The following is a 15,546-nucleotide window of genomic DNA, read 5'->3' on the forward strand; positions in this document are numbered from 1 at the left end:
AGATGCACAATGCGAGAGTTCTGCCGCATTACCTTGTCAGCCGGTATAATGGCTGGCGCGCCACGACATTCGCGGAAAACCGGGCCTGGTACAGCCGTCTGGCCGATGAGGGGCAGCGCCCCCGCGCGATGGTGATTTCCTGCTGCGATTCGCGGGTGCATGTCACCTCGATCTTCGGGGCCGATACGGGCGAGTTCTTCATTCACCGCAACATCGCCAACCTCGTGCCGCCCTATACGCCGGACGGCAACCAGCACGGCACCTCGGCCACGGTCGAATATGCGGTGCTGGCGCTGAAGGTCGCCCATCTGATCGTCATGGGCCACACCAAATGCGGCGGCGTTGCCGGGTGTCATGCGATGTGCAGCGGCAAGGCCCCTGATCTGGAGGAGGATTCCAGCTTTATCGGTCGCTGGATGGATATTCTGCGGCCGGGATATGAACGCATTTCGGACCTGCCGGAACCCGATCAGGTGCCGGCGCTGGAACGCGAGGCGGTGATGATCTCGCTGGAAAACCTGATGACCTTCCCCTTTGTCCGCGAGGCGGTCGAGACCGGGCACCTGACCCTGCACGGCCTGATCCACGACATCGGCGACGGCACGCTGCTGCAGTTCGACGGCCCGGCGGGGCGGTTCGTGCCGGTCTGATGCGGCGCTTCACCGCCGGCATCTGGGTTCTGGTGCTGGGCTATACGCTCAGCCAGTTCTACCGGACGTTTCTGGCGGTGCTGGCGCCCCGGTTGCAGCAGGATCTGGGGGCCGGGCCGGACGATCTGGCGATCTCGTCGGGGATCTGGTTTCTGGCCTTTGCCGCCATGCAGGTGCCGGTCGGGCGCAGTCTCGACCGGATCGGGCCGCGGCGGACGGCGGCGGGGCTGATGCTGGTCGCGGCGGCCGGGGCGGCTGTCTTCGCCAGCGCCACCCTGCCCTGGCATCTGCATCTGGCGATGGTGCTGATCGGCATCGGCTGTTCCTCGGCGCTGATGTCGGCCTATTACATCTTTGCCCGCAACTACCCTGCGCGGGATTTCGGGATGCTGGCAGGCGTGTTTGTGGCCCTTGGCGCCTCGGGCAATCTGCTCAGCGCCGCGCCGCTGGTCTCGCTGACCGAGGCGATGGGCTGGCGCTCGGCGCTGTGGCTGATGGGTGGGCTGACGCTGGCCATTGCCGCCGCCAAATGGCTGGTCGTCCGCGATCCCCCGCATCTGGACGCAAGCCACCCCTCGGGCGGGCTGCGAGAGGTGCTGCGGTTGCGCGCGTTGTGGTTCATCCTGCCGCTTTTTGCGGTGAATTACGGCGCCTCGGCCGCGATTCGCGGGCTGTGGGCCGGGCCATACCTGCAAGAAGTGTTCGACGCCTCGCAGGACAGGGTCGGGCAGGCGACGCTGCTGATGGGGCTGGCGATGATCGCGGGGAACTTCCTTGCCGGTCCGGCGGTGCGGGTGATCGGCTCGGTCCGGCGCACGATCATCATCGGCACCAGCGCGACGATGATCTCCATCGCGGCGCTGTGGCTGTTTCCGGCCAGCAGCCTGGGGCTGTCGGTTCTGCTGCTGGCGCTGGTGGGCTTTACCGGCGCCTTCTATGTGCTGATGATCGCGCATGGCCGCGCCTTTCTGCCGCCGCATCTGGTCGGGCGCGGGGTCACCTTTCTGAACATGTTCTCGATCGGCGGGACGGGGCTTTTGCAGTTCGGCTCGCGTCCGGTCTATAACGCGGCGACCGGGCTTGCCGGTCCTGCCGCCGCCTATTCGACGCTGTTCCTGTTCTTTGCGCTGCCGCTTGCGTTAGGCTTGGGGCTGTATCTTCTGACCCCCGAGGCCCCGGATGACTGACCCCAGCAAGATCGAGGTGATCGCACCGAACCTCAAGCGCCGCCTGTCGGGCGTCACCGCGACGGTGGTGCGCCTGATCCCGGTGCAAGAGCGGATGATCGGCATCGTCACCACCGGGCCGGGCCTGCCCGACAGCCTGCCGCATGTGACGCTGACGCAGGCCGCGAGCCTGCCGCGCGACCAGTGGCGAGTCTGGCACGCGCGGCGCAACACGGAAATGGCGCTTGGGCTGCTGCTGCGGCGGGTGCTGGGGCGGCGGTTTAGGCTGCTGTTCACCTCGGCCGCGCAGCGCGATCATAGCGGGTTCACCAAATGGCTGATCCGCCAGCAGGATGCGGTGATCGCGACCTCGCCACAGGCAGCGTCCTATCTGGAGCGAGAGGCGAGCGTCATCCTGCACGGCGTCGACACCCAGGTCTTTCACCCCGCCGCCGACAAGCGCGCGCTGCGGGACAGCCTTGGGCTGGACCCGGATGCCGTGCTGATCGGCTGTTTCGGCCGGGTGCGGGCGCAGAAAGGCGTCGATCTGCTGGTCGAGGCCGCGCTGCGGCTGTTTCCCGACCGGCCCAAGGCGCAGTTGATCCTGACCGGCCGCATCACACCCGACAATGAAAGCTTCGTCACCGGCCTGAAGACCCGCATCGCCGCCGCGGGCCTTGCCCAACGGGTGCGGTTTCTGGGCGAACTGCCGTGGGAGGAGGTCGTCTGCCATTATCAGGCGCTCGACCTCTTTGCCGCCCCGGCCCGGTGGGAGGGGTTCGGGCTGACCCCGCTCGAAGCGATGGCCTGCGGCGTGCCGGTGGTGGCAAGCCGGGTGGGCGCCTATGAGACGCTGATCGAGGACGGCGTCACCGGCTCTCTGGTGCCGCCGGACGATGCGGACGCGCTGACCGAGGCGGTGGCGGCATGGCTGGACGATCCGGCACGGCGCGAGGCCGCGGGACACGCGGCGCGCGATCACGTCACCCGCAATCACGCCATCGAGGACGAGGCCCGCGCCATCGTCGCCGTCTATCGAAAGCTGCTGGCATGACCCCGCTGCGCTTCATCGCCGCTCGGCTGCTGCGCAATGACGCGATGCTGTCCAGCCTGTCGGTGCCGCAGGGGCAGTTGCTCGACCGGCTGGCCGAGCGCAGCGTGGCGCTGGTCGGCAATGCGCGGGCCCTGCGGGACAGCCGGCAGGGCGCGGCCATCGACGACCATGATCTGGTGGTGCGGATCAACCTGGCGCCCATGCCCGCGCCTGAAAGCCACGGCACGCGCACCGACTGGCTGGGTCTGGCCACCCGCCTGCCCCGTGCCGAGCTGGCGCGGATCAAGCCGGGGCGCATCCTGTGGATGTCGCACAAGCGCAAGCGGCTGGATTATCGCAGCGCCCATTCGCCGGGCTTCTATCTGCACCCGCTGGCCGATCATCAGGCGCTGCGCGCAGAGCTTGGCGCCCCGCCCAGCACCGGGCTGATGCTGATCGAGCTGCTGCTGCGCGGGGATCTGTCGCGGCTCGATCTTTACGGCTTCGACTTCTTCGCCTCGAAATCGCTGACCGGCAGCCGCGGCGCCGATCAGGTGCCGCATGATTTCGACGCCGAGGCCGCATGGGTGGCCGCGCGCCTGACAGCCGACCCGCGCCTGCATCTGCACCGCCTCCGCCTGGCCGGTTAGGACCGGCGGGCGGGGCAGCGGACGGCGGCTATTTGCGCAGCACGCCGCCAGTGGCCTTGCCGACCTTGTCGATGATCTTCGCGGCCACGGCCTCGATCTCGGCATCGGTCAGGGTCTTGTCGCGCGGCTGAAGATGCACGGTGATGGCCACGGATTTCTTGCCCTGACCCATCTGCGCCTCGGCCTTGTCGCCGATGAACTGGTCGAAGACCTGCACCCGCTCGATCAGCGCCTTGTCGGCCCCGGCGGCGGCGTTGACGATGCTGGACGCCTCGACCCCGCGATCGACGACAAAGGCGAAATCCCGATCCGCGCCCTGCAGGGCCGAGGCGTTCAGCGCCGGCCGCGTCGTCACGCGCGTCTTGGGCAGCGGCACGTTCGGTAGGTGGATGGTAAAGGCCACGGCCGGGCCCTTGACGTCCATCTGACGCAGAATGCGGGGATGGACCTCGCCAAAGCTCGCCAGACGGTTCGGCCCAAGCTGGATGTTGCCGGCGCGGCCGGGATGCCACCAGCCGTCCAGCTTGCGGTCGATCTGGGTGCGGGCGGGGGCGCCGATGGTCTGCAGGATCGCCTCGGCATCGGCCTTGGCGTCATAGATGTCGACCGCCCGGCGCGAGCCATGCGGATCGCGGGCGGCATTGGCCCCGACCAGCAGTCCGGTCAGCCGCAGCGATTGCTGCCCCGGCTCGCCGCCGGAAAAGACCGGGCCGCATTCGAACAGCGCCAGATCGGCAAAGCCGCGCGCCTGGTTGCGCGCCGCCGCCGCCAGCAGGCCGGGCAGCAGGTCGGGCCGCAGATGGGTCATCTCGCTGCTGATCGGGTTCTCGATCCGCACCGCATCCTGCCCGCCACCGAACAGCGCCGCCGAGTCCTGATCGACAAAGCTGTAGGTGACACATTCGTTATATCCCAGCGCGGCGGCCATGCGCCGGGCCTCGCCCTCGCGCCGCTGCAACGGGGTCAGCACCGGCTGCGGCACGCCGGGACGCGGGCGCGGCAGGGGCTGGCCGACCAGCCGGGTCAGGCTGGCGATGCGGGCGATTTCCTCGATCAGATCGGCCTCGCCCTGGATATCGGGCCGCCAGCTGGGGACATGGGCCATGTCGCCATCCATGCGAAAGCCCAGATGTTCCAGCGTCTGGCGCTGCACGGTATCCTCGATCTGCATCCCGACCAGGCTGACCACGCGGTCGGTATCCAGCCGATAGGCGCGCGCGTGGTCCGGCACCTCGCCCGCCGTCACGACGTTGGACGCCTCGCCGCCGCACAGGTCCAGCACCATCCGGGTCGCGAGTTCCAGCCCCGGCAGGGTGAATTCCGGGTCGATCCCCCGCTCGAACCGATAGCGCGCGTCCGAGTTGATGCGCAGCGCCCGGCCCGTGGTCGCGGTGGCGATGGGGTCGAAATAGGCGGCCTCGATGAAGACATCCGTCGTTCCGGGCTGGGCGCCGGTCTCGGCCCCGCCCATGACGCCGGCGATGGACAAAAGCCGGCTGGCATCGGTGATGACCACCGCGCCTTCGGGCAGCGCATAGGTTTTGTCGTCCAGCGCCTGCAGCGTCTCGCCGGCCAGCGCCCCGCGCAGATGCAGGTTCCCATCAAGCTGCGCCATGTCGAAGACATGCAGCGGCCGGTTCAGGTCGTGGGTGAAGTAATTGGTGATATCGACCAGCGCATTGATCGGCCGCAGACCGATGGCGCGCAGCCGCTTTTGCAGCCAGTCGGGCGACGGCCCGTTGGTCACGCCGCGCACCACCCGCCCGGCAAAGAACGGCGCGCTGGCCGCGATTTCGGGCGCGATCGAGACCCCGGTCGGGCAGTCGAACTGCCCTTCGACCCGGATCTGCTCCAGCGGCTTCAGCGTGCCCAGACCGCGCGCGGCCAGATCGCGGGCGATGCCGCGCACGCCCAGCGCGTCGGGGCGGTTGGGGGTGATCTTGATCTCGATCACCGGGTCGATCCGGTCGGGCGCATGTTCGGCCAGCCAGTCGATGAAGCGCTGCCCGACCTGACCCGAGGGCAGCTCGATGATGCCGTCATGCTCGTCCGACAGCTCCAACTCGCGTTCCGAGGCCATCATGCCGTGACTTTCGACGCCCCGGATGCGCCCGACCGACAGCGTGGTGTCGATGCCGGGAACATAATCGCCGGGCCGCGCCAGAACGCCGATCAGCCCGGCACGCGCATTGGGTGCGCCGCAGACGATCTGCGCCTCGCCGCTGTCGGTTTCGACCCGCAGGACGCGCAGCCGGTCGGCATCGGGATGCTGCTCGGCATGGGTGATGCGGGCCAGCCGAAAGCTGGCCAGCCGGGCGGCGGGATCGCTGATCTCTTCCACCTCGAGACCCAGATCGGTCAGGGCCTCGGCGATTTCGTTGACCGTGGCGTCGGTTTCCAGATGGTCCTTGAGCCAGGACAGGGTGAATTTCATGGCGCACCTTGATCTTCGCGCACCCCGAACCGAGGCCGCAGGCGGATTTACAGCCTTGAAACGAACGCGGGCCGGGGCGTCAACCCCGCTTGGCCTTGTCACCCCCGGATTTGCCGGTGGCGCAAGGGGGCGGGCGGCCGGTTGGCAGCGCCGTGAGCCTGCGACAGATCGACCGCGGCCGGGGCTTCAAGGCATCGTGACGGCGGGAAACTCTTTACTCGATTAAAATGGTCGCGTAAGTCGGAAACACGACTCGTTTCAACTGACAGGGAATTGCCCATGCCTCGATTGCACCTCGCCGCCGCCGCTTTTGCCAGCCTTGCCCTCGCCTCGGCCGCAAGCGCCGCAGAATATCCCATCGGCGAGCCGCAGGAAGGTGGCGGGCTGGAAATCGCGGCGGTCTATCTGCAGCCGATCCAGATGGACCACGAGGGCATGATGACCCCGGCGGCCGAATCTGACATCCACCTCGAGGCCGATATCCACGCGCTTGGCGGCAACCCGAACGGGCTGGCCGAGGGCGAATGGGCGCCCTATCTGCAGATTGGCTATACGCTGACCAAGAAGGGCAGCGACTGGACCGCCGAGGGCAAGATGATGCCGATGGTCGCCAATGACGGCCCCCATTACGGCGACAACGTCAAGATGGACGGGCCGGGCGAATATCATCTGGAACTGTCCATCGCGCCGCCCGACGGGATGCAGTTCGGCCGCCACACCGACCCCGAGACCGGCGTCGCGGCATGGTTCGACGCCTTCACCAAGGATTACGACTTCACCTTTGCCGGCACCGGCAAGAAGGGTGGCTATTGATCCACGACCGGCGGGCCGCACACCCCGGCCCGCCACCCCGTGACCTCGCAGGAGACTGACATGAAACCGCTTTTGACTGCCGCGCTGTTTGCCGCCGGGCTGTCGCTGGTTCCGGCGGGCGCGCTGCGCGCCGCCGACATGCCGGTGATCGAGGTGACGCTGAATGACGGCGTGGTGACGCCGCAGCATATCGAGGTCGAGGCCGGAAAGCCCTTCAAGCTGGCGATCCGCAACATCGGCACCACCGCGGCCGAGTTCGAAAGCCTGCGCCTCTACAAGGAAAAGGTGCTGGCGCCGGGGGCGGAATCCTTCCTGGTCTTCCGCAAGCTGTCGCCCGGCACCTATCCGTTCTTCGAGGAATTCCACATGAACCTCGACAGCGCCAACGGGACCATCACCGCGAAATAGACCGGAGACAACCATGCTGACCCAGATCCTTTTCATCGTCTGGCGCGAAAGCGTCGAGGCGCTGCTGGTCGTCGGAATCCTCGCCGCCTGGATGGCCGCGAACGAAACCGCCGCGGCGGGGCGGAAATATCTGTGGGGCGGGGTTCTGGCCGGGCTGGCGCTTGCGGCGGTGCTGGCCGGCGCGCTGATGGTGTTCGCCAACGCCCTGTCGGGCGAGGCGCAGGACTGGTTCCAGACCGCGCTGGTGCTGATCGCGGGCGTGCTGATCGTGCAGATGGTCAGCTGGATGCACGCCCATGGCCGCACGCTCAAGGGCGAGCTGCATGACGGGCTGTCGCAGGCCACCCGCCAGCGCCACTGGTGGGGGATCTTTGCGCTGGCGCTGATCGCGGTCGGCCGCGAGGGCAGCGAGACGGTGGTGTTCCTGTATGGCATCCTGTCCGCCGGGGCCGATGCGGTCGGCGGGCTGCTGCCGGTGATCGGGGCGATTCTGGGCGGCTTTGCGCTGGCGCTGGCGACCTATGGGCTGTTGCAGCTTGGCCGGCGCTGGCTGTCCTGGCGGCTGTTCTTTCGCGTGACCGAGGTGCTGCTGCTGCTGCTGGCCTGCCAGATGTTCACCAGCGGCGCCGAAAAGCTGATCGGGCTGGGCGTGCTGCCCTTTACCGATCCGCTGTGGGACACAAGCTGGCTGGTCAATGACATGAGCCGCTGGGGCGGGCTGGTCGCCGGGCTGACCGGCTATCGCGCCATGCCCGGCGCGGTCACGGTCGCGGTCTGGGTGGTCTATTGGGGGGCGATCTACGCGATCTCGTCCTGGCAATCGCGCCAGACCCGGCCCGCCACGGGGGGCGCGGCATGACCGCCATCGACTATCGCCACGCGGCCTCGGTGCCGCAACCGTCCCGGCTGGCGCGCGTGGGCCTGTGGCTGCGCGACCATCGCCGGGCGATCATGGCCATGCAATGGGCGGTGGTGCTGATCTATGCCGTGCTGCTGATCGGGCCGGCGGTGCTGCCGCTGCCGCCTTCGGGCGCGCATATCTGGAACAACCTGACGCTGCTGGCGCAGTTCCTGTTCTGGGGCGTGTGGTGGCCCGGGGTGCTGATCTCGATGCTGGTCTTCGGGCGGCTCTGGTGCGGCATCTTCTGCCCCGAAGGCGCGCTTTCCGAATTCGCCGCCCGCCACGGTCGCGGCCGCGCCACGCCGCGCTGGATTCGCTGGCGCGGCTGGCCCTTTGCGGCCTTCGTGATGACCACGGTCTATGGTCAGTTGATCAGCGTCTATCAATATCCGCTGCCGGTGCTGGTGATCCTTGGCGGTTCGACCGCCGCCGCCATTGCGGTGGGCTATATGTATGGCCGCAACAAGCGCGTCTGGTGCCGCTATCTCTGCCCGGTGAACGGGGTGTTCGGGCTGCTGTCCAAGCTCGCGCCGGTGCATTTCGGCGTCGATCAGCAGCAATGGAACGCGCCGGTGCAGCGGCCCGAGGCGATGCAGCCCTTTACCTGCGCGCCGCTGGTCGCCGTCAAGACGATGAAGGGCGCCAGCCCCTGCCACATGTGCGGGCGCTGCGCCGGGTTCCGCGACGCCGTCGAGCTGAAATCCCGCCGCCCGGATCACGAGGTCGTCCATGTCGCGGGCGAGACCGCCAGCCATTGGGACAGCCTGCTGATCATCACCGGGCTGATCGGCGTGGCCCTTGGCGCCTTCCAGTGGTCGGCGAGCCCGTGGTTCGTCACCATCAAGCAGGCGCTGGCCGGCTGGCTGATCCGGCACGACACGATCTGGCCGCTGGAACACAGCCTGCCCTGGTTCATGCTGACCAACTATCCCGGCCGCAACGACGTGCTGACCCTGCTGGATGCGACGGTGCTGCTGTCCTATATCGCCGCCGCGACCGCGATCCTCAGCCTGGGCGTGTCCCTGCCGCTGGCGCTGGCCGTCCGCCTCGTCGGGCGGTGGCAGTGGCAGCGGTTCCACCACCTCGCCCACGGGCTGATCCCGTTGGCGGCGGCGGGGGTGATTCTGGGCCTGTCGTCGATGACGGTGACGCAGTTGCGCGCGGATGGCTTCGCGCTTGGCTGGATCGGCACGGCGCGGTTCTGGACGCTCGCGATCGCCGTCATGGCCTCGTCTTGGCTGCTGACGCGGATTCTGGGCCGCTATGCCAGCGGGTTGCGGCAAGTGGTGGCAAGCGGGGCGGCGATCCTGTCGGTCACCGCGCCGCTGGTCGGCTGGTGGCTGTTGTTCTGGCATTGGTAGGGCGAACGGCGACCGGCTGCCCCGGATCGTGACGTCAGCGCGTCTGACCCCTTCATTCCCGGCGCGGTCCTTTCTATCATCGCCGCCATGAGCCAGCCCCCCCTCCCCGCCTTTCCCCTGCGGCCCGCGCGTGTGCACGAGGTCTTTGGCGCCGCCGCCCCGGCCTTTGCCGCCATCTGCGCGGCGGGCGGGTCGGGGCCGGTGCTGTGGGTGCGCGAATCATGGCTGCCCGAAACGCTGCACCCGTCCGGGCTGGCCATGTTTCTGGACCCCGACCGGCTGATCATCGCCAGTTCCGCCGATCAGACCGACAGCCTTGCCGTCGCGGAAGAGGCGCTGCGCGACGGTGCCGTGGGCCTTGTCGTCATCGAGATCACCCGCCCCGTGAACCTGCGCGAGGGGCGGCGGCTGCAGCTTGCCGCTGCCGCCGGGCGCAGCACCGGGCTGTGTCTGATCCGCGAGGGCATGGGCTCGAACGCCGCCGAGACCCGCTGGCACGCGATTCCCGTGTTCGATCCTGCGCATGAGGACTCGACTCTGATGCGTTGGGAAATTACCAAGAACAAATCAGGAACCGTTGGCGCTTGGAATGTTGTCTGGAACTGGCAGGCGAATCGTATCGATGTGGTTTCCCCGGCTGGCCTCGGACCGGGTTCTGCGGGCATGTCCGACTGACCGCCCCTTTGCGCTGTTTCTGCGTCAGCACAACAGCGATGTCATCCACTGCCTCAACCACGCCGCCGAGGCCGCCGATCTGTCGCGGGGGATGCGGATGACCGATGCCCGCAGCTTTTGCCCCGACCTGATCAGCCAGCCCGCCGACCCGGCGCAGGACACGCGATTCCTGCACCTGCTGCGGCGATGGGCCGGGCGCTATTGCCCCTGGGTCGGGATCGAGCCGCCCGACGGGCTGGTGCTGGACATCACCGGATCGGCGCATCTGTGGGGGGACGAGGCCGGGATGCTGGACGATATGCGCGACGCGGCGGCGCGGGCCGGAATGACGCTGCATCTGGGTCTGGGCGACACGCGCGGCGCGGCCTGGGCGCTGGCCCATTACGGCCAGGGCGTGGCGGCGCCGGGCGATCCCGCGCCCGTGCTGGCCCTGCCGGTCGCCGCGTTGCGCATCCCGGCCGAGATGGCGACCGGCCTGCAGCGCCTTGGGCTGCGCCGGGTGGGAGAGCTGGACGCGGCCGCGCGCGCCCCTCTGGCCCGGCGATTCGGGCCGCATCTGATGCTGCGGCTGGATCAGGCGCTTGGCCGCGCGCCCGAATCCATCACCCCCGCCGCCGAGCCGGTGCATTACGCGACGCGGCTGACCCTGCCCGAACCCATCGGGCTGGAAAGCGACCTGATGGCCGCGACCGAACGGCTGCTGGACGGGCTGTGCGCGAAACTTGCGACGCAGCAGGTCGGCGCGCGCACGCTGCGGCTGGAACTGCGGCGGGTGGACAGCGCCAGCCAGCACATCACCCTGCGGCTGGCGGCGGCGATGCGCGAACCGGCACGCATCCTGCCGCTGTTCGGGCGCAGCCTAAGCAAGGTCGATTCGGGCTTCGGGATCGACCAGATCCGGCTCGAGGCGGTGCTGGTCGAGCCCCTGCCCGAGATGCAGACCGGCATCGCCGAGACGCGCGCCCCGGACCGGCTGGCCGATCTGATGACCCGGATCGGCACCCGCATCGGGCTGGACAATCTGCACCGCTTCCAGCCCGCCGACAGCCACATCCCCGAACGCGCCTTTACCCTGACCCCCGCCACGCTGCCCCCCACACGGCAGACCGCGCCCGCCCGGCAGGCCGCATCGGCCCGGCAGTTCTCATCAGCACGTCTGGGCGCGACCCCAGACTCATCCGCCGGGCAGGACGCGACCACGTTGCAAGGCGCCGCCGCGCCGCCCTGCGGCTGGACCAGCCCCCGGCCCCGGCCGTTGCGGCTGTTCGACCCCGAGCCGATCATCGGGCGCGGTGCCTCTCCGCCACGCCGCTTTCGCTGGCGGCGCATGGTGCTGAACACCGCCCGCGCCACCGGGCCGGAACGGATCGCGCCGGAGTGGTGGCAAGAGGATAGCGGCTGGCGCGGCGGGCTGCGCGATTACTGGATGGTCGAAACCCGGCAAGGGCGGCGGCTGTGGATGTTCCACACCCCGCAGACGCCCGGCTGGTTCGTGCAGGGGGAATTCGCATGACCTCTGAACCGCCCGACACCGACCACGACCCGGAGGGGATCGCCAAGGTCACCGGCTATGCCGAGCTGTGCGTGACCAGCAACTTCACCTTCCTGACCGGCGCCTCGCACCCCGAAGAGCTGGTCGCCCGCGCGGCCGAGCTGGGGCTGGCGGCGATTGCGATCACCGACCGCAACTCGCTGGCCGGGGTGGTGCGGGCCTATTCGGCGCTGAAGGTGCTGCGCGACGAGGCCCGCGCCCTGCCGATCCGCTCGCAACATCGCATCGACGGCTGCTCGCGTCAGGAAATCGGCAGCCCCACCGATATCGACACTTCGGGCGGGGTCCGGCTGCCGCGGCTGATCGTGGGCGCAAGGCTGGTGCTGCGCGATTGCGCGGTGGATTTTCTGGCCCTGCCCACCGACCGGCCCGCCTATAAACGCCTGTCCCGGCTGCTGAGCCGGGGCAAGATGCGCGCCGAAAAGGGCGAATGTCATCTGGATCTGGCCGATCTGGACACCGGCTGCGCGGGCATGATCCTGATCGCGCTGCCGGACAGCACCCGGACCCACAATGCGGCGGTTTCCCCCGACAGCGTGCAGGCGATCCGGCACATGACGCGGCGCTATCCCGGCCACGTCTTTCTGGGCGCCGCCCCGCGCTATGACGGCAGCGATCAGGCGTGGTTCGACGACTGCGCCGCGCTGGCGCTGCGCTGCGCCGCGCCGATGGTGGCGGTGGGCGACGTGCTGATGCACCGCGCCCATCGCCGCCCGCTGGCCGACGTCCTGACCTGCATCCGCGAGGGCATCGTCATCGACCAGATCGGCACCCGCGCCCTGCCCAATGCCGAGCGCCGCCTGAAGGGGGCCGAGGACATGGCCCGGCTGTATCGCCGCCACCCCGCCGCGATCCGCCGCACGCTGGACATCGCCGCGCGCTGCGCCTTCGATCTGTCCGAACTGGCCTATGAATACCCGGACGAGGATGGCGGCGGCCCGCCCCAGCAGCGGCTCGAACGGTTGGCCCGCGCCGGTCTGGCGCGGCGCTATCCGCAGGGCGCGGATGCGCGGGTGCAGGGCCTGCTGGAGAAAGAGCTGCATCTGGTGGCAGAGCTTGGCTATGCCGCCTATTTCCTGACCGTGCATGACATCGTGGCCGAGGCGCGGCGGCGCGGCATCCTGTGTCAGGGGCGCGGATCGGCCGCCAATTCGGTCATCTGCTATCTGCTGGGCATCACCGATGTCTCGCCGGACCTGATCGGGATGGTGTTCGAACGCTTCATCTCGCGCCATCGCGGCGAGCCGCCCGATATCGACGTCGATTTCGAACATGAGCGGCGAGAGGAGATCATCCAGTGGATCTATGACCGCTATGGCCGCGAACGCGCCGGGCTGTGCGCGACGGTGATCCATTTCCGCTCGCGCGCCGCGATCCGCGAGGTGGGCAAGGTCATGGGCCTGTCGCAGGACGTGACCGCCGCGCTGGCCGGGCAGATCTGGGGCTGGTCCGGCGACGCCCCCGGCCGCGAGCGGGTCGAGGAGCTGGGGCTGAACCCCGACGACCGCCGGCTGGCCCAGACCATGCGGCTGATCGCCACCATCATCGGCTTTCCGCGCCACCTCTCGCAGCATGTCGGCGGCTTTGTCATCACCAAGGGCCGGCTGGACGAGCTGTGCCCGATCGGCAATGCCGCCATGGCCGACCGCACCTGCATCGAATGGGACAAGGACGACATCGACGCGCTTGGCATCCTCAAGGTCGATATCCTGGCGCTGGGGATGCTGACCTGCCTGCGCAAATCCTTCGACCTGCTGGCCCGGCACGAGGGGCAGGCGCTGACCCTCGACACCGTCCCGCAAGAGGACGGGGCCACCTATCGGATGCTGACCCGCGCCGATGCGGTCGGGGTGTTTCAGGTCGAAAGCCGGGCGCAGATGAACTTTCTGCCCCGGATGAAGCCGCGCACCTTCTATGATCTGGTGATCGAGGTCGCCATCGTCCGCCCCGGCCCGATCCAGGGCGGCATGGTCAAACCCTATATCCGCCGCCGTCAGGGCCTTGAGGCGGCCGAGCCCTTTGGTCCGGCGCTGGCCGAGGTGACGGCCAAGACCCTCGGCGTGCCGCTGTTTCAGGAACAGGCCATGCAGATCGCCGTCGTCGGTGCCGGCTATACCGCGGAAGAGGCCGACCGCCTGCGCCGTTCGCTGGCCAGTTTCCGGCGCATGGGCACCATCGGCGAACATCGCGACCGCTTTGTCGCCGGGATGATGGCCAATGGCTATTCGGCCGAGATCGCCGCCGCCTGCTTTACCCAGATCGAGGGCTTCGCCGATTACGGCTTTCCCGAAAGCCACGCGGCGGCCTTTGCCATGCTGACCTATGTCTCGTCATGGCTGAAATGCCATCACCCGGCGGTGTTCGCCTGTGCGCTGCTGAACAGCCAGCCGATGGGGTTCTATGCCCCCGCCCAGATCGTCCGCGACGTGCGCGAACACGGGGTCGAGACGCGGCCCATCTGCGTGAACGCCAGCGCCTGGGACAACACGCTGGAACGCCGCGCCGATGGCGCGCTGGCGCTGCGGCTGGGGTTTCGCCAGATCAAGGGGATGCGGGCCGAGGATGCCGACTGGATCGCGGCGGCGCGCGGCAATGGCTATCCCGACCCCGAAAGCCTGTGGCTGCGGGCGGGGATCTCGCCCGCCGTGCTGGAACGCCTGGCCGAGGCCGACGCCTTCGCCGGTCAGGGCCTGAACCGCCGCGATGCGCTGTGGGCGGTGCGCGCGATCCGCTCGCCCGCGCCGCTGCCCCTGTTCAACGACCCCATCGACGGCGAGGGGCTGCGCGAACCCGCCGTCACCCTGCCCGGAATGCATCTGGGCGAGGAGGTGGTCGAGGATTACCTCTCGACCCGCCTGACCCTGCGCGCCCATCCGATGGAACTGCTGCGCCCCGCCATCCCCGGCCTGACCTGCCACGAATCGCTCGCCACGACGCCGGTGGGGCGGGTCACGGTCTGCGGGCTGGTCATCACCCGCCAGCGGCCGGGCACGGCCTCGGGCGTGGTCTTCGTGACGCTCGAAGATGAGACCGGGGTCAGCAACATCGTCGTCTGGCCCAAGGTCTATGAACGCTTTCGCCGCGCCGTCATGGGCGGGCGGCTGCTGAAGGTGACCGGGCGGCTGCAGCGCGAGGGCATCGTCGTCCACCTGATCGCCGACCAGATCGAGGATCTGTCGGCGCGGCTGTCCGACCTGTCCCATCCGCTGCACGAGATGATCGCGACCGGCGAGCGCAAGACCGACGAATCCCCGCTGCGCCAGACCCAGCGCGGCCAGACCCGCCCCCGCCCGCTGCATCCGCGCGATCAGGCCCGGCAACTGTTTCCCAGCCGCGATTTCCACTAGGCCGCGGACGGGCAAGAAGGTTTATGTTGAAAGCGGCTGGCGATGCGGCGCACCGGTCACGACGCCTGACCTTCGCCAATCGGCAAGCAGCATGAAGCCCTCCCGCAGAACATGCGGAAGGGCTGCACGACAAAAGCCAGACCGGAACTCCGGTCGCTTACCTCACCCGAACGGCGTCAGCAGGGCGCCTGATAGGTCTGCCCGGTCTGGGTGTTGCGGAAGGTGCACGTCTTGTTCGTGGGCTGCATCGCGCCCACCTGAGTGCCGACGGCCGCGCCGACCAGCGTGGCCGCGGTCCGGCCGCTGCCCTTGCCGATCTGATTGCCCGCGGCGGCGCCGATCAGCGCGCCGGTCCCGGCATTGATTCCCTGATTGTCCGAACATCCCGCCAATGCGAAGATGCTCATGGCGGCGACGACGGCGAAACCTGCAGTTCTTTTCATCTCATGTCCTTTGTCGAGTTCGTTTCGAATCGATATCGATCTTGAGCAACTCATCGCAGAAACTCAGCGCCGATCCGGAAATGCTGCCAGTAACATGGCCTAAAGTCTAGCTT

General features: G+C 68.6%; 13 protein-coding genes. 11 read left to right on the top strand and 2 right to left on the bottom strand.

All coding sequences use genetic code 11. From position 1 onward, the window contains the following. The first annotated feature begins 2 nt into the window (after positions 1-2). The 4 genes from CYR75_RS10060 to CYR75_RS10075 are packed head-to-tail and all read left to right on the top strand — an operon-like array spanning position 3 to position 3,499. The gene (locus CYR75_RS10060; protein ID WP_101499924.1) at positions 3-650 is read left to right on the top strand and encodes a carbonic anhydrase; all 648 of its coding nucleotides are present in this window, start codon (positions 3-5) and stop codon (positions 648-650) included. Beyond that, entirely contained in the window at positions 650-1,837 is a 1,188-nt protein-coding gene (locus CYR75_RS10065; protein WP_101499925.1) for an MFS transporter, read from the top strand. The genes CYR75_RS10060 and CYR75_RS10065 overlap by 1 nt, the downstream gene beginning before the upstream one ends. After that, the gene (locus CYR75_RS10070) at positions 1,830-2,870 is read left to right on the top strand and encodes a glycosyltransferase family 4 protein (RefSeq protein ID WP_101499926.1); all 1,041 of its coding nucleotides are present in this window, start codon (positions 1,830-1,832) and stop codon (positions 2,868-2,870) included. Before CYR75_RS10065 ends, CYR75_RS10070 begins: the two co-directional genes overlap by 8 nt. After that, a complete protein-coding gene (locus CYR75_RS10075) occupies positions 2,867-3,499 on the top strand; it encodes a glycosyltransferase family 29 protein (protein ID WP_101499927.1) in 633 nt (210 codons plus the stop codon). Before CYR75_RS10070 ends, CYR75_RS10075 begins: the two co-directional genes overlap by 4 nt. A gap of 28 nt (positions 3,500-3,527) precedes the next feature. On the opposite strand, the gene pheT is transcribed toward CYR75_RS10075, so the two are convergent. After that, positions 3,528-5,933, bottom strand: a complete 2,406-nt coding sequence (pheT, locus tag CYR75_RS10080) for a phenylalanine--tRNA ligase subunit beta (RefSeq protein WP_101499928.1) — start codon at positions 5,931-5,933, stop codon at positions 3,528-3,530. A 279-nt stretch (positions 5,934-6,212) separates the two neighbouring features. On the opposite strand from pheT, the gene CYR75_RS10085 reads away from it, so the two are divergent. The 7 genes from CYR75_RS10085 (at position 6,213) to CYR75_RS10120 (ending at position 14,990) form a co-directional block, all read left to right on the top strand. After that, complete coding sequence (locus CYR75_RS10085; RefSeq protein ID WP_101499929.1) at positions 6,213-6,746, top strand: iron transporter; 534 nt, start codon at positions 6,213-6,215, stop codon at positions 6,744-6,746. Positions 6,747-6,806: 60 nt separating this feature from the next. Then, entirely contained in the window at positions 6,807-7,154 is a 348-nt protein-coding gene (locus CYR75_RS10090; protein ID WP_101499930.1) for a cupredoxin domain-containing protein, read from the top strand. Between the two features lie 13 nt (positions 7,155-7,167). Continuing rightward, entirely contained in the window at positions 7,168-8,013 is an 846-nt protein-coding gene (locus CYR75_RS10095; RefSeq protein ID WP_225972675.1) for an FTR1 family iron permease, read from the top strand. After that, the gene (locus CYR75_RS10100) at positions 8,010-9,416 is read left to right on the top strand and encodes a 4Fe-4S binding protein (protein WP_101499931.1); all 1,407 of its coding nucleotides are present in this window, start codon (positions 8,010-8,012) and stop codon (positions 9,414-9,416) included. The genes CYR75_RS10095 and CYR75_RS10100 overlap by 4 nt, the downstream gene beginning before the upstream one ends. Before the next feature lie 87 nt (positions 9,417-9,503). Next, positions 9,504-10,091, top strand: a complete 588-nt coding sequence (locus CYR75_RS10105) for an ImuA family protein (RefSeq protein ID WP_101499932.1) — start codon at positions 9,504-9,506, stop codon at positions 10,089-10,091. Beyond that, positions 10,006-11,604 (top strand): Y-family DNA polymerase, encoded by a 1,599-nt coding sequence (locus tag CYR75_RS10110; protein WP_450091375.1) that lies wholly within the window; start codon positions 10,006-10,008, stop codon positions 11,602-11,604. Before CYR75_RS10105 ends, CYR75_RS10110 begins: the two co-directional genes overlap by 86 nt. Further along, complete coding sequence (locus CYR75_RS10120) at positions 11,601-14,990, top strand: error-prone DNA polymerase (RefSeq protein WP_101499933.1); 3,390 nt, start codon at positions 11,601-11,603, stop codon at positions 14,988-14,990. Before CYR75_RS10110 ends, CYR75_RS10120 begins: the two co-directional genes overlap by 4 nt. A 176-nt stretch (positions 14,991-15,166) precedes the next feature. Here CYR75_RS10120 and CYR75_RS10125 read toward each other — a convergent pair whose 3' ends face one another. Next, positions 15,167-15,433, bottom strand: coding sequence for a glycine zipper 2TM domain-containing protein (locus tag CYR75_RS10125; protein WP_101499934.1), 267 nt, complete (start codon positions 15,431-15,433; stop codon positions 15,167-15,169). Positions 15,434-15,546: the final 113 nt, after the last annotated feature.

The sequence above is a fragment of the Paracoccus jeotgali genome (assembly GCF_002865605.1).
GTDB lineage: Bacteria > Pseudomonadota > Alphaproteobacteria > Rhodobacterales > Rhodobacteraceae > Paracoccus > Paracoccus jeotgali.